Source organism: Massilia oculi (assembly GCF_003143515.1).
Classification (GTDB): domain Bacteria; phylum Pseudomonadota; class Gammaproteobacteria; order Burkholderiales; family Burkholderiaceae_D; genus Telluria; species Telluria oculi.
This window is the reverse complement of sequence record NZ_CP029343.1, coordinates 3,003,385-3,017,558: the sequence shown is the minus strand read 5'-3', so window position 1 is coordinate 3,017,558 and position 14,174 is coordinate 3,003,385. Positions and strand designations below refer to the sequence as shown.

Annotated in this window: 11 protein-coding genes; 6 read left to right on the top strand and 5 right to left on the bottom strand. The window is 68.3% G+C overall.

Annotation, left to right across the window (positions count from 1 at the left end):
• Positions 1-2,268, bottom strand: coding sequence for a PhoX family protein (locus DIR46_RS13820; RefSeq protein WP_109345742.1), 2,268 nt, complete (start codon positions 2,266-2,268; stop codon positions 1-3).
• A gap of 218 nt (positions 2,269-2,486) precedes the next feature.
• Here DIR46_RS13820 and DIR46_RS13815 point away from each other — a divergent pair, with 218 nt between their 5' ends.
• Complete coding sequence (locus tag DIR46_RS13815; RefSeq protein WP_109345741.1) at positions 2,487-4,808, top strand: hybrid sensor histidine kinase/response regulator; 2,322 nt, start codon at positions 2,487-2,489, stop codon at positions 4,806-4,808.
• A gap of 3 nt (positions 4,809-4,811) precedes the next feature.
• On the opposite strand, the gene DIR46_RS13810 is transcribed toward DIR46_RS13815, so the two are convergent.
• The 4 genes from DIR46_RS13810 to tssE all read right to left on the bottom strand — a co-directional run bounded on the left by DIR46_RS13810 (position 4,812) and on the right by tssE (position 8,771).
• Positions 4,812-5,219 (bottom strand): DUF2750 domain-containing protein, encoded by a 408-nt coding sequence (locus DIR46_RS13810; protein ID WP_005664212.1) that lies wholly within the window; start codon positions 5,217-5,219, stop codon positions 4,812-4,814.
• 90 nt (positions 5,220-5,309) lie between these two features.
• Positions 5,310-6,428, bottom strand: coding sequence for a type VI secretion system baseplate subunit TssG (gene tssG, locus DIR46_RS13805; RefSeq protein ID WP_109345739.1), 1,119 nt, complete (start codon positions 6,426-6,428; stop codon positions 5,310-5,312).
• Positions 6,392-8,233 (bottom strand): type VI secretion system baseplate subunit TssF, encoded by a 1,842-nt coding sequence (gene tssF / locus DIR46_RS13800; protein ID WP_109345738.1) that lies wholly within the window; start codon positions 8,231-8,233, stop codon positions 6,392-6,394. Before tssF ends, tssG begins: the two co-directional genes overlap by 37 nt.
• Before the next feature lies 1 nt (position 8,234).
• Positions 8,235-8,771, bottom strand: coding sequence for a type VI secretion system baseplate subunit TssE (tssE, locus tag DIR46_RS13795; RefSeq protein ID WP_109345737.1), 537 nt, complete (start codon positions 8,769-8,771; stop codon positions 8,235-8,237).
• A 158-nt stretch (positions 8,772-8,929) separates the two neighbouring features.
• Here tssE and tssK point away from each other — a divergent pair, with 158 nt between their 5' ends.
• The 5 genes from tssK (at position 8,930) to DIR46_RS13770 (ending at position 14,165) form a co-directional block, all read left to right on the top strand.
• The gene (gene tssK / locus DIR46_RS13790) at positions 8,930-10,270 is read left to right on the top strand and encodes a type VI secretion system baseplate subunit TssK (RefSeq protein ID WP_109345736.1); all 1,341 of its coding nucleotides are present in this window, start codon (positions 8,930-8,932) and stop codon (positions 10,268-10,270) included.
• Between the two features lie 18 nt (positions 10,271-10,288).
• On the top strand, positions 10,289-10,552 hold the full coding sequence (locus DIR46_RS13785; protein WP_109345735.1) for a PAAR domain-containing protein: 264 nt from the start codon (positions 10,289-10,291) through the stop codon (positions 10,550-10,552).
• Positions 10,553-10,556: 4 nt separating this feature from the next.
• Positions 10,557-11,816 (top strand): hypothetical protein, encoded by a 1,260-nt coding sequence (locus tag DIR46_RS13780; RefSeq protein WP_109345734.1) that lies wholly within the window; start codon positions 10,557-10,559, stop codon positions 11,814-11,816.
• Positions 11,813-13,303, top strand: a complete 1,491-nt coding sequence (locus tag DIR46_RS13775; RefSeq protein WP_109345733.1) for a hypothetical protein — start codon at positions 11,813-11,815, stop codon at positions 13,301-13,303. Before DIR46_RS13780 ends, DIR46_RS13775 begins: the two co-directional genes overlap by 4 nt.
• Positions 13,304-13,427: 124 nt before the next feature.
• Positions 13,428-14,165 (top strand): DNA-binding protein, encoded by a 738-nt coding sequence (locus DIR46_RS13770; protein WP_229446254.1) that lies wholly within the window; start codon positions 13,428-13,430, stop codon positions 14,163-14,165.
• Positions 14,166-14,174 lie beyond the last annotated feature (9 nt).

The window sequence follows — 14,174 nt, the reverse complement described above, 5'->3', positions numbered from 1 at the left end:
TTACGAACCGATGCGGCCGCCGTCATTCTTGGTGATGACCAGGGTCGCCGAGCGCGGACGCTTGCCGGCGCCGTAGCCCGCGTTCGCCGGCCACTGGCTGGTGTACTTGCTGGCGTCGCCGATGTTCGCGGCGGCGGTGTTCTCGCCCGGGTGCTGGATGTTGACGAACAGCGCCTTGCCGTCCGGGGTCTCGGTGATGCCGGTCAGCTCGCAGCCGACCGGGCCGACCAGGAAGCGCTTGAGCGTGTCGGCGCTGGCGGCCTTGCCCACGAAGGTGTCGACGCTCAGGGTCGAGCCGTCGGTCTTCGGATAGCTCAGGGTGACCTTCTTGCCGTCGCCCACCTTGCCCGGCAGGCCGGCCACCATCATGCAGTTGGTGACGTCGGTGTAGGCGCCGTCATCGGTCTGGATCCAGCAGATGCCGGTCGAGGTGCTGAAGGCCAGGCCGTCCGGGCTCGAGAAGTCCTGGTCGTTGGAGAGGCCAGACAGGTTGATGCGGGCGGCGTCGGCGGCGGCTTCGGCGCCGAACAGGTAGACGTCCCATGCAAAGCTGGTGGCGGCCGAACCGGCGGCGTCTTCACGCACGCGGATGATGTGGCCGTTCGAGTTGCCCAGCTGAGCGGTCGAACCCTTCATGTCGGTGTACGAACGCGGGTTGGCCGCGTCCGGCGCCATCTGGCTCGAGCTGCTCGGCTCGACGCGGCGGTTGCTGTTGTTGGTCAGCGTGTAATAGATCTCGCCGGTGGCCGGATTCACCGCGCACCATTCCGGACGGTCCATCCTGGTCGCGCCGACGGCGTCGGCGGCCAGACGGGCGTTGACCAGCACGTCGGCCTGGTCGGCGAACTTGTAGTTCGCGAAGTTGGCGATGGCGCTGTTGGCGATGCTCAGTTCGATCCACTGGCCCTTGCCGTCGGCGCTGAACTTGGCCACATACAGCTTGCCGCTGTCGAGGTACTTGTCGCCGGTGGCGATGCGATCCGCCGCGACCGCGTCGGCCGGGTTCCACGGCGCCGTCGAGACGAATTTGTACATGTATTCGCCACGCGAATCGTCGCCCATGTAGACGGCCAGCGGCTGGCCGGCGGTCAAACGGCCGAAGGCGGCGCTTTCGTGGGCGAAGCGGCCCAGCGCGGTGCGCTTCTTGATCGCGCGGGTCTTGTCGTAGGCGTCCATCTCGACGATATAGCCTTCGCCATTGAGCTCGTTACGATAATCGTCGCTGCCGTCAAGCGACGTGCCCTTCTTGCTGATGTTCCAGCGCTGGTACTTGTCGTCCGCGCCGCCGGTTTCCCAGCCGTGGCGCGAGGCCGCGCCCTGCGCCAGGCCATAGCGGTTGAGCGAAGCGACGCTCTTGTCGCCGCGTGCGGCATTGTCGGTGGCGGAACGGGTGAAGTAGCCGGCCCAGTTTTCCTCGCCCGACAGATAGGTGTTCCATGGGGTGCGGCCGGTGCCGCAGTTGTTGATCGTGCCGCGGAATTTCGTGCCGTCCGGCGAGTACTTGGTCTTGACCAGGGCATTGCCGCGCACCGGACCCGACAGCTGGACTTCGGTTTGCTGGTGCACGCGGCGGTTGAAGCTCGAGCCCGGCAGGTATTCCCACTTGCCGCCGTTGCTGCGCACTTCGATGATCGACAGGCCGTGCAGCGCCATTTCCTTGTCGACTTCGGCGCTTGGCCTTGGCAGCGTGTTGGTGCCCCCGTTGGCGTGCACGAAGAACGAGGCCAGGCCTTCGTTGGTGGTGGCTTCGTGGTTCATCGCCAGCAGGCCGCGGCTGACGCCGCTGGTCGAGACGCCGCCGCTGTCCGACAGCGAGAAGAATTCCATGCCGTCATGGTGGTCGCCCGCGCGGTTCTCGAAGTCGGTGTCGGTGCCGTCGTTCTTGTAGGCCGGGGTGCTGCTCGTGAGCGGATCGCCCAGCGCGTACAGGACGGTGGCGGTATAGCCGGCCGGGACGACCACCTTATCGGCCAGGCTCTTGCCCACGGCGGTGAAGCCGAGCAGCTTTTCGACCGGCGCCGGCGGCGGGGTGGTGTTGGTCGGCGGATTGGTCGGCGGGGTGACAGGATCGTCGTCGGAACCTCCGCAGGCGGTCAGGCCGAAGCTGCCGAGCAGGGCGGTCGCAGCCGTTGCGGCGCCGCCGCGCAGCATGCTGCGGCGGCTCAGGCGTTTCTGGAGAACGTCGCTGAAGTGTTCATTCGACGAGTTGTTCGAATCGACATCATCATGTTCGGCAGGAATGCGGGCGAAATCGGTCGGCTTGTTCACGGAAGTGGATCCTGTTTTCTAGTGTGGGAAAGGAAAGCCACTGAATAGTAGTAAGGCAACATGACCACTTTGTGACGGTTTGATCACAGTTTGATGACAGCGCGTCGGCCCCCTTGCTTTTCTCCGCGGCATTTTCAAGATTCTCCCGCCGCCATCGGATGCGGATACCACTGACTGCGCCGCTGTGGTATAGATAACGTTTTACCTGGAACAGACAGATGCAGGAACACCGCGCCACCACGACGCAGCAGGACACGATCACCCCTGGATGGACGCTGTTCGAAGCGATTCCCGATTGCGTGAAACTGCTCGGCATGGACGGCACGGTGTTGGCGATCAACCGCAACGGCCTGCGCGCGATGGAGATCGACGACATCGGGACGATGCGCGGCAGGGCGTGGACGGCCTACTGGCCGCAGCCGGCCCGCCCGGCGGTGCAAGCCGCCCTGGACGCGGCGCGCGCTGGCGGCACCGGGCGTTTCAACGCCGCCTGCCCGACCGTGCGCGGCACGCCCAGGTGGTGGGACGTGGTGGTTACCCGCACCGAGGCAAGCGACGGCCAGGCGCCGCACCTGCTGGCCGTTCTACGCGATATCAGCGGACAGGTGCGGGACGAATCGCAGCGCAAGGAGACCGAACGCGCGCTGCACGCCAGCCGCGAGCGCTTCGAGAAGATCGTCAGCCAGGCCGCCACCGGGGTGGTCCAGATCGACACCGCCGGCCGCATCGTGCTGGCGAACCAGAAGTATTGCGCGATGGTGGGCCGCAGCGAGGCCGAGCTGATCGGCATGAGCGTGACCGAGGTCACCGCGCCGCAGTCACGCGTCCAGACCCAGGATGCGCTCGCGCGCCTGAAGGCCGGCGCCGCCGGCGTGGCGCTCGACAAGTACTATCTGCACAAGAACGGTTCGCTGGTCTCGGCCACCAGCAGCGTCAATGCCCTGCGCGGACCAGACGGCGAATTCGAGGGCCTGGTCGCCATCGTGCTCGACACCACCGAGAGCAAGCAGGTCCAGGATCGGCTGCGCGCCAGCGAGGAGCGCTACCGCACCCTGTTCGAGTCGGTCGACCAGGGCTTCTGCATCTTCGAGATGATCTTCGATGACGCCGGCAAGGCCGTCGACTACCGCTTTTTGGAGATGAATCCGATGTTCGAGCGCCACACCGGCCTGGTGGACGCCGTCGGCCGCACCGCGCGCGAGATGCTGCCCGCCCTGGACGACTTCTGGTTCGAAACCTATGGAAAGGTGGCGCTGACCGGCATCCCGGCGCGCTTCGAGAACGAGGCCCCGGCCATGGGCCGCTGGTTCGACGTGTACGCCAACCGCATCGGCGGATCGGACAGCCGCAAGGTGGCGCTGCTGTTTTCCGACATCACGGCGCGCAAGCGCTCGGAGGAAGAGCTGCGCCGCCTGGCCGCCGACCTGGCCGAGGCCGACCGCCGCAAGACCGAATTCCTGGCCACGCTGGCGCACGAGCTGCGCAATCCCCTGGCGCCGATCCGCAACGGCCTGTCGGTGATGCGTCTGGGCGGCGACGATCCGGCGGCGGTCGGCAAGGTCAGGGAGATGATGGAGCGCCAGATCGGCCACATGGTGCACCTGATCGACGACCTGCTCGACGTGGCCCGCATCAGCGGCGGCAAGCTCGAACTCAAGCGCCAGCGCGCCGACCTGCGCGCGATCCTGGCCAACGCGGTCGAGACCAGCCTGCCGCTGATCGAAGCCGGCCAGCACGCGCTCGATCTGGACGTGCCCGACCTGCCGCTGCCGGTGGACGCCGACGCCACCCGGATCGCCCAGGTGGTGGCCAACCTGCTCAACAATGCCGCCAAGTACACGCCGGCGCGCGGCCACATCCGGCTGTCGGTGCGGCGCGATGGGCCCGAGGCGGTGGTCGCCGTCAGCGACACCGGCGTCGGGATCGCGGGCGAAGCGCTGGCCGGCGTGTTCGACATGTTCAGCCAGGTCGGCCGCACCGTCGACCGCTCGCAGGGCGGGCTCGGCATCGGCCTGTCGCTGGTGCGGCGCCTGGTGGAAATGCATGGCGGCAGCGTGGTGGCCGAGAGCGGCGGCGCGAACGCCGGCAGCGTGTTCACGGTGCGCCTGCCGCTGGCCGAGGCGGCCGACGGCGGGGCTGCGCATCCGCAGGGCGAGGAGGCGCCGGTCCGCGACGGCGGCGCCGGATTGAACGTGCTGGTGGTGGACGACAACGTCGATGCCGCGCTGACGCTGTCGATGATCCTGGAAGCGTTGGGCCACGTCACCCGGGTGGCGCACGATGGCCACGGGGCGCTGGAGGCGGCGCGGGATTTTCGCCCGCGGGTCGCCTTCCTCGACATCGGCATGCCCGGCATGAGCGGCTACGACACGGCGCGCGCGATGCGCGCCACGGAGGAACTTGGCGGGATCGTGCTGGTGGCCCTGACCGGCTGGGGCGCCGAGAGCGACCGCCGGCGCTCGAGCGAGGCCGGCTTCGATCACCATCTCACCAAGCCGGTGCAGCTGGAGGTGGTGGAGAAGTTGCTGGGGCGGGTGTGAAGCCTACGTCCTCCTCAGCTCATCTTCGAGGTCGCCGATCAGCTGGACCACGCTGGGCGTGATGCCCTTGTCGCCCGGGGTATAGAACACGCCCGGCAAGACCCGGTCTTCTTCCAGCTGCGGCAGCAGTTCGTCGATCAGTTCCTCGAGCGAGAACGCCTGGGCGTCATAACCGTCCCATTCGTATTCGGCGCACAGGCTGGCATAGTCGCTCGCCGGCCACATCGGAAACACCAGGGTGCCGTCGTCCGTCTTGGCCAGGGCCCAGCCGTCCTGGTACAGCCCCCACACTTCGCGCGCGTCGGCGACGCGCTTGATGAAATACTCATAGCGCTCCGGCCCCGGCAGCGTGACCACGGCGGCCAGTTGCTGGCCGCCCAGCTTGATCGCCGAGATGATACGTTCGCTCATCACCATTCCCGTTCATTGAGGCGCAAAGCCTGACATCATCAGGATACGCCATCGGGCGCCGGTGGTGCGTTCGACAGACGCGCAAGCGAATCAGGCCGCGTTCAGCGCATAGCGCACGTCGTGGCGGTCGCCCGGCGGGGCGTCCAGCACCAGGAAGGCGTCCCAGCCGAGGCGGCCGGGATGCAGCTCGTCCAGCGTGGTGTTGTGGACGTCGGCGGCGCGCAGCACCACCTCGACCTCGTATTCGAACGCGACGCCGGTGAACAGCGCCAGCACGCTGCCGAGGGCCCGCGCCGCCAGGCCGCCCGGCAGGAAGCCCTGGAAGCCGGCATGCGCCAGCGGCCCCACGACCAGGCGCAGGCGCAGGCTGCGCTGCCAGACGCGCGCGCCGGCGATCGCGCGCGTGCCGAGAACGGCGCTGTCCTGGCCCAGCGTGGTCTGCTGCGCCGGCGGCACGTCGTACCAGGAGCCGACGAACTGCTCGGCCTCGACCTGTTCGCCGAAATATTCCGACAGCACCCGCGCCAGCTGCACGGCGGACACCGCCTGGTGCCGGATCGCGGCCGCGAAATACCCGATCGACTCGTCCAGCACGGCGCCGTCGGCTGCGCCGGCCAGGCGCCGGCGCAGCGCGGCGTCGCCGAGGCCGGCCAGTGACAGCAGCAGGGGCAGGAAGGCATCCTGGCCATCCAGCTGGTACTTGAACGGCAAGCGGTACTTGCGCCAGGCTTCGTAGAACAGCGCCAGCGAGCGGTTCGAGAATGCGTCCAGGAAGGCGCGCGGGCCATCGTCCTCTTCCTCGTTCTTGTGGCGCGCCCCGTGCTCGGCGATGCGCTCGGTATAGTGGGCCGGCAGCACGCCATGCGCGCCCAGCAGGCCCATGAAGGCGGGGGTCAGGTGCACGCGGCGCAAGGTCCCTTCGCGCACCGCCTCGCCCAACGCGGCGGCGTCGACCGGCAGCTCGAAGGGCATGCCGACCTCGAGGTCGCGCAGCTCGGGCTCGATGGCTTCGAGCTGGCTGGCCGGGAAACCCAGGGAGAGGGTGTTCCGGAACCGCAGCATGTCGGCCACCAGGCCATGCGGATCCAGGCCGCGGCGCTTGAGCCACAGCTCGAGCACGCGCACCGCCTGGAAGAACTCGAAGCGCCACGGCTCGCGCAGCAGGCGTTCGATTACAGGAGACTCAGTTCGCCGCTTCTCGGCCCGCATCGCAGCAACTCCTCTCCGGATCGGTGGGACACGATCACCAGCTGGGTGAAGCTGTTGGCGTGCACGTACAGCGCCAGGAAGCGCTCGACGATGTGGGCGAAGGCATGGATGCCGCTTCCCACGAACGCCTCCTCGTCGATCGCGATGCGCACCTCGACCCCGCGCACCAGGCAGTTGAAGGGGTTCCCGGACAGCCAGGCGCTGGTGGGCACATAGGCGATCGCACCGATGCCGCCGACCTGGCGCGTCGACGCCGCCGAACGCGGCAAGTCGTGCAGCGCCAGCATCTCGCGGAAGGCCTCGACGCCGCCGTCGGCCAGCGACAGGTGGTTGAGTGAAAGCAGCGAGATCAGGCGCCAGTGCGCGCTGCGTCCGCGCGCGAAGCGCCAGGTGGGGCTGGGTTTGCGCAGGAAGGAAATCTCGCGCACGCCCGATCCCCCTTCGAGGAACAGGTCGCCGCCCGGTTGGCCGTAGCTGAGCAGTTGCGGCAAGTCGCGGTTGGTGCAGGTCAGCTCCAGGTTCAGGGTCGTGGTCTCGACGTCGGCCGGGTCGAAGTCGATGTCGACGATCGATATCCGGGTCTCGAAGCCCGGGCTGCGCTCGGCCATCGTGTCGTCGCGGTGCATGGCCCAGTAATGCCCGTTCCGCTCGGGCGTCTGCGCATGCTTGAGCGAATAAAAGGGCTGGAACCGCACCACCGTCTCGCCCTGCGGCGTCTGGCGCACCAGGTTGACCTCGTCGATCGCGTTGACCTCGTAGGCATAGGCGCGGCGCGCATCGGCCAGTACCGGATAGCTGGCCGTGGCATGGGTCAGGCGGATCGGTTCGCCGCGCTGGGCGAACAGGTTGATCACCGGCGTGCAGCCCGCCACCAGGTTGTTGGTCGAAAGGTTGGACAGCATGCGCGCCAGGTTCGAGTCGCTGCGGATCCCGTTCAGGGCCAGGTGCACGGTGAGGCGGCGCGTGCCCGCGGGCAGGCTGCGCGCCAGCAGCGCCAGGTCGAGGTCGACGAAGTTGAACTTCTCGGGAAAGCAGAAGTATTCGGTCAGCAGCCGGTAGGCGGTGTGGGAACGGGCCGGGAAATCGATCAGCGCGTCGTCCTCGACGAAGCCGGCGGCGCGCACGGGCAGCGCCGGCAGGGCGATCCAGTGGCCGCCCTCGGGCTGCGCATAGGCGGCGACCGTGCGCGCCAGCAGCGCGTCGCGCAGGGCCGCGCAGAACGAGGGTTCGCCATCGAGGAACAGGCGCAGCGCCGGCAGGTCGATCGCCTCGACGCCGCCACCTTCGCAAGTGACGCTCAAGGACAGGCTGACGCTCGCGCCGGCGCCGGGCGGCAGGAGCACCGCATCCGGCGCGTGAATGATCGGCGAAAACACCGCGCGGCTAAGGACCAGCGGCGCCATCGCGACCGGGTACACGGTGCGGAAGATGCAGGTCACGCCGCGCACCGGGCGCGTGGTCAGCCTGGTGCCGCGCGGGATGGTGCTCACCGTGGTCTGTTGTTTGGCCGCGGCGGCGACGTCCAGGCGCGCGATCGAGCACGATGGAAAGGGCCGCAGGTAATGCGGATACAGCACGTCGAACAGCGCCTCGGTGAACTCGGGATAGTCGTCGTCCAGGCGCTTGGCGATGCGCGCGTTGAGGAAGGCGAACGACTCGATCATGCGTTCGGTGTGCGGGTCTTCGCATACTTCGCCGCTCATCGACAGGCGGCCGGCGATGCGTGGATAGCGCTCGGCGAATTCGCGCAGGTTGCGCCGCAGGTAGGCCAGTTCGCTTTCGTAATAGGGCAGCAGGCGGTCCAACTCAGGCTCCCGCCGTTGCCGATGATGCCGCCGCCACGCCGGCGGCACTGCCCGCTCCCGCGCGGCCGGCCTTGCGGATGCTGTACTGGAGCGTGGACGGCTGCAGCACGGCGTCGAAGTTGACCGGCTCCTCCGACATGCTCCCCACCAGCACCGCCGTGATCGAGAAACTCAGGCGGTTGACCGACGGCGCGCCGCCATCGTCCTGCATCTCGAGCAGCGCCTTCACCTTCTGCAGCCGCGGCTCGTGGCGCGCGATGGTGTTTTCGATGCAGGTACAGATATGGGCGCGGTCGGTTGGACTGGACAGCGAACGGTCGGCGAAGTCGCACAGCCCATAGCCGACCATCGACCTGCCGCATTCGGGAAAGACGGCCAGTGCGCCGTCCTGGATGGTCGAGCGCGTGTTGAGCAGCGCTTCGAGGTCGCGCGCCACCGCATCCTTCAGTTCCTCGACGTTCAGACGCGCGACCGCCACGCCATTGCGCAGCGGCTGGCCGAGCAGGCGGTCGAACAGGTCCGGCGTGAATCCTTTCATCGATCCCCCCTCCTTGGCACAAGCCCGTGTTGCGTACTGAAAACCAATCGCATGTTGCCACGGCGTTCAGTGCCAACCTTTGATCAAGTTCACATGCGCAACAGCATCTCGTCGTTATCGTTTCCTTTCGCAAAGAACAAGCGGAAGGAACGACAGCCATGACCAGCAAAGTCCTCTGGGGCGAAGGCCTGCTGCTGCGCCCGCAGCATTTCCAGCGCCAGGACGCCTATCACGAGCATTGCCTGTACAAGGGGGTCAGGGCGGCGCACCCCTATGCATGGGGGGTCGAGCAGCTCGAGATCGACCGCGAAGCGCTCGCCAGCGGCATGCTGCGCGTGCAGCGACTGTCGCTGCGCTTCCAGGACGGCGAGCTGTACGAGGCGCCCGGCCTCGACGAGCTGCCCGGCACCGTCGACCTGAGCGGCCTGCAGCAGTCGGTGCAGGCAGTGACGTACTACGCGGCGCTGCCGGGACTGAAGCCCTTCAACGCCAACTTCGTCCAGCCGGGGCAGGCAGCGAACACGACGCGCTTCATGCAGGCCAACGAAGAGACGCCCGACCTCTACACGCAGGCGGCGCCGGTGCAACTGGCCTACCTGAAGCGTGCGCTGCGCCTGGTGTCCGAATTCGAGCCGCGCGACGCCTACGTCCACTTTCCCCTGCTGCGCGTGCGTAGAATCGCCACCGGCGGCTTCGAGCTCGATCCGGCGCTGGTGCCGCCGTCGATGTCGCTGGGCGCCGCCCCGGTCCTGTTCCAGCAGCTGCGCCGCCTGCTCGACGCGCTGCAGGCCAAGGTCGGCGCGCTGTACGGCCATCACCGCGAGCCGACCCGCAACGTGATCGAATTCCGCTCCGGCGACATGTCGTCGTTCTGGCTGCTGCACACGGCCAGTTCGGCCTATGCGGCGCTGTCGCACCACTTCAACCAGCCGGCCCTGCACCCCGAACGCCTGTTCGAGGCGCTGCTGGACGTGGCCGGCGGCCTGATGACCTTTTCCAAGAGCTGGACCCTGTCCGACCTGCCTGCTTACCAGCACCACGATCCCGGCCCCGCCTTCGCCAGGCTGCACCAGATCGTCCGCGAGCTGCTCGACACCGTCATCTCGGCCAAGTATTTCGGCATCGCCCTGAACGAGGTGCGGCCGTGCTACCACATCGGCATGCTCGACTCGGGCAAGATCGACGACGACACCACCTTCTACATCGCCGTCTCGGCCGACATCCCGGCGCTGGAACTGGTCGACGTGGCGCCGCTGCGCTTCAAGGTCGGCGCCCCCGACGACGTCGAGAAATTCGTGCTCTCGGCCCTGCCCGGCGTGCGCCTGCAGTACACGCCGCAGCCGCCGGCGGCGATCCCGGTGCGGCCCGATACCTGCTACTTCATCCTCGAGGCGAAAGGACCGATGTACGAGCGCATGCTCAAGGCGCAGTCGATCTCGATCTACGTCCCGGCCGGCATGAAGGAGCTCAGGCTCGAGCTGCTGGCGGTGATGTCCTGAAAAAGGAGGAAAACAACCATGGCAGGAGCACTGATCAGACTCGGCGACAAGACCTCGCACGGCGGCGTCGTGCTGGAAGCCTCACCCAACAGCGATATCGACGGCGTCGGCATCGCCCGCATGGGCGACAGGACGAGCTGCCCCAAGCACGGCCCCGGGCCGATCGTCGAAGGCGATGCGACCCTGATCGTCGACGGCAAGGCGGCGGCGCGGCATGGCGACAAGACCGCCTGCGGCGCGACGCTGATCGCCGGCCAGCAAACCACCATCGACCAGGTCTGAGCCCATGTCCACCGCCACGACCACGACCACCGCAGCGCCGCCGTCCCCTGGCTGGCTCAGCCGCATCGGCGGCAGGCTGCTCGCGCGCCAGCCTGTCGCGCAGGCCGCCACCGCGCCGGCGGTGCAGCAGGACGCCGTCCAGGAACGACCTTGCCCGACCTTGTCCATTCTCGCCGGCGCGCTGTGCACGTCGCACGGCGCCTCCGCCGACGAACTGGGCGCCGCGCTTGCCGCCAACAAGGTCGATGCCGACCTCGACCGCGAACTGGTCGACGACGACGGTTTACCGGTCATGAGCGCACGCTGCGAACAGGCCGGCGACCAGGCGGTGCGCGAAGAGATCGCCGACTGGCTCGACAGCTGCACCGCGCCGGCGCCGCGTTTCGGCGACGAAGGGTGGCGCGCACTCGTCCTTGGCACGACAGTCCTGCGCGAGCTCGCCGACCGCGCCGCAGGGCTGCTGGGCGCGGACGAAGGCGCGCCTGTGACGCTGCAACTGGCCTTGGCGCTGCCGGATGACTGGCAGGTCGAGCACCGCCAGGCGGCGTCGATGTGGTGCAGCCAGGTGCTGCTGCGGTGCGGCTGGCCCGCGGCGCGCATCGGCCTGGCCGAACCGGCGGCCCCGGCGCCGCTCATTGCCCGGCTGGCACAGCAGGCGGAGAACAAGGCGGAACGAAAATCGGCGTCGACCGCGACGATCCTGCTCGCGTTCTGCTCCCACGTCGGCCAGGAGACGGTCGACCGCTGGTCGGCCAATGGCACGCTGTTCACCTCCTTTCGCCCGCGCGGCCGCATCCCCGGCGAAGGCGCGGCCGGGCTGCTGCTGGCGCCGGCCGCGGACGGCGCCGGCATTGTCCACCTCAGCCTGGAAGCCGAGGCCTGCGATCCGGCATCCGCCAGCCTCAAACGCCTGTCGCCACAGCGCCTGAACACCCTTGCCGAGCGCCTGCTGCAGGGCGCGGCGATCGCGCCGGCCGCCATCGCCATGGTCGTCGCCGACGCCGGCGCCGACACGCGCCACGCGCTCGAACTGATGGAGTTCGGCGGCGCCACCACGCCGCACCTCGACAACGCCAGCGACATCGTCCGCCTCGGCCCGGCCTGCGGCGCATGCGGCGACGTGCCCTTCGTCGCCGCGCTGGCGCTGGCCGCGCACGCCGCGCTCGAACACGATGCGCCGCTGCTCTGCGTGGGCAACGACGCACCGGACCTGCGGACGCTGGCCCTGGTCCGCCCCGCTCCCAAGCTGGAGGACGCGCCATGAACTCCCCCTATTACGTGCCGTCGGGCCGCCTGCCGGCGCAGGCAATCGTCTCGACGGGAGCCTGCGCGCTGCTGGTCGTCATCCCGGCCTGGCTGTATGCCTGGCTGACGATCCATTCGCCGCTCGTCCTGGTCGACTGGTTTGCCATGGGCGTCTTCGCGCTCGTCATGGGCGTGGCCGCGCGCCAGGTGGCGCGCCAGGCGAAGGCGCGCAACCCCATGTGGATGGGCAGGTTGGGCCTGGCGATCGGCGTCGCCGGCTGGTACGCCCACTGGGCCGCCTGGCTTGCCATCGCCGACGCGGGCGGCTTCGCTTCGCTGCTCGCGGCTCCGCAGGACATGTGGCGCTTCGGGATGGTGCTGGCGGAGAACGAAGTGCGCCGCGTCGCGGGGATGCGGATCGAGGGCAGCGCGCTCGTCGCCGGCTGGATCGTCGAGTTCATCCTGATGACCACCTTGCCCAGGTCGCTGGCGCGCGGCGCGGCCGAAGAACCGTTCTGCGAGCGAAGCGGCCGCTGGGCGACGCCGTTCGAGCTGCCGCGCAGATTCGCCTGGATCGAGGAACCGCACGTCGTCGTGCACCGGCTGGAAACCGCGCCGGGCGAACTGTTCTCGATCCTCGGCGACAGCGTCGGGGCGGACGCCGCGCGCTACAGCACGGTGACGCTGTACCGCACTGAAGGAGATCCGTTCGTCTCGATCGACAACGTGCAGGTCGAGCGCGACGCAAACAAGGAAAAGAAGACCACGCGCCCGGTCATCGCCTACCTGCGCCTGCCGGGCATGGATGCAGAACGGATCGTCGAGGAATGCAGCGCACCGACCGCAATGGAACCCGGACAGGCGCCGGCCGACACGCCGGAACTGGCCGACGCCATCGGCCATCTCGGCGCCGGCCGCCTGGACGAAGCGCTGGCCGGTGCCATGCCCCATACGGCAGCGACGCGGGACGGCTTGCGCATCGATGCGTTCCGCCTGTGCGCGATGGCCAGCGCGGGCCTGGGGCGCTGGGCCGAATCGCTGCACTACTGGAATGCCTTGTGCGACGAAGAGCCGAGCGCATTCAATGCCCTGCAAACCGGATGCTGCTGCGCCATGACGGGCGACACGGCGCGCGGCGAAGCGTGGATCGCCTGGGCGCGTGAACGCAATGCCGCTTCGCGCGAGATGCCGGACCCGCAGATCGTGACCAGCTTCATCTCGGCCCTGACCCAGTGCGGCCAGGCGGCCCGGGCGATGCCGTATCTCGAGCAGATGCGCGCGCTCTACACGGGCCTGGGTTGCCTTGATCCTACCTTGCTGTTCGTGCGCCGCATTCCCCTCTTCGGCACCTTCCTGCAGAACAGCCTGCCCATCGTCCGCGCGGCCCTGGACCAGGACGAGGGTCGCGCCTGGTACGCCGCGATGCTGCCGCATCTCGACGGCCCGGGAAACGAGACGCTGGGCGCCTGGCTGGACGAGAATTTTGCCGGCATGGCAATGGAATAATCGGACTCGCGGCAATTCCGCGACACTCGACCGCATTGTGCGATGCTTTTGAGCAACTAAACCGGCGTCTAGCGTATGATGCACAGCCCTACAACGAACATCCTGACGCGGTATGAAAACGGATATGGCACACCTGGACGTGACGCTCGGCGACGTCATCGAGGCGGCCGACACGCTCCAGAACGACAAGCAGCAGGTCACGATCGAGGCCGTGCGCGGCATCATCGGCGCCGGCTCGACCAAGACCATCCACCAGCACCTGGCCACCTGGCGCGCCAGCCATGCGAAACCTGTCGCGGCGCCCAAGGCCGAAATGCCGCCCGAGCTGCTGGCCGAACTGGGCCGCTGGGCCCAGCAGTATGCGCAGGATGCGGGCGCCGGCATGCGCGATGCGCTGGCGCGCGCCGAAAGCGATATGGATGCGCTGCTCGCGGCCGGTAACGAACTCGAAGCCGAACGTGATGGCCTGAACGCCGAACTGAGCGATGCGCGGGTCGCGCGCGAACAGGCCCAGCTGATCGCGGACGAGCGCAACGAAGAGATCGAGCGCCTGACGGCCGAGCTGCGCAATGCGCGCCAGATCGCGGCGGACGCGCTGGTCGGCAAGGCCAAGGACCAACTGGCGATCGACGGCAAGGACGCCCAGTTGGCCGACCTGCGCCAGCAGCTCGAGCGCAACGTGGCGGCCACCGCGGCCGAGTCGGATGCGCGTCTGCGCGCCCAGATGGAGCTGGTTGGCGTCACGACCGAACGCGACAACCTGGCGGCCGAGATCAAGGAATTGCGCACCACGCTCGACAACTCGCGCAGCGAACGCAGCAATCTTCGCGCCGAACTTGAAAGCCTGCGCGCACGCAAATAAGCCTGCCCA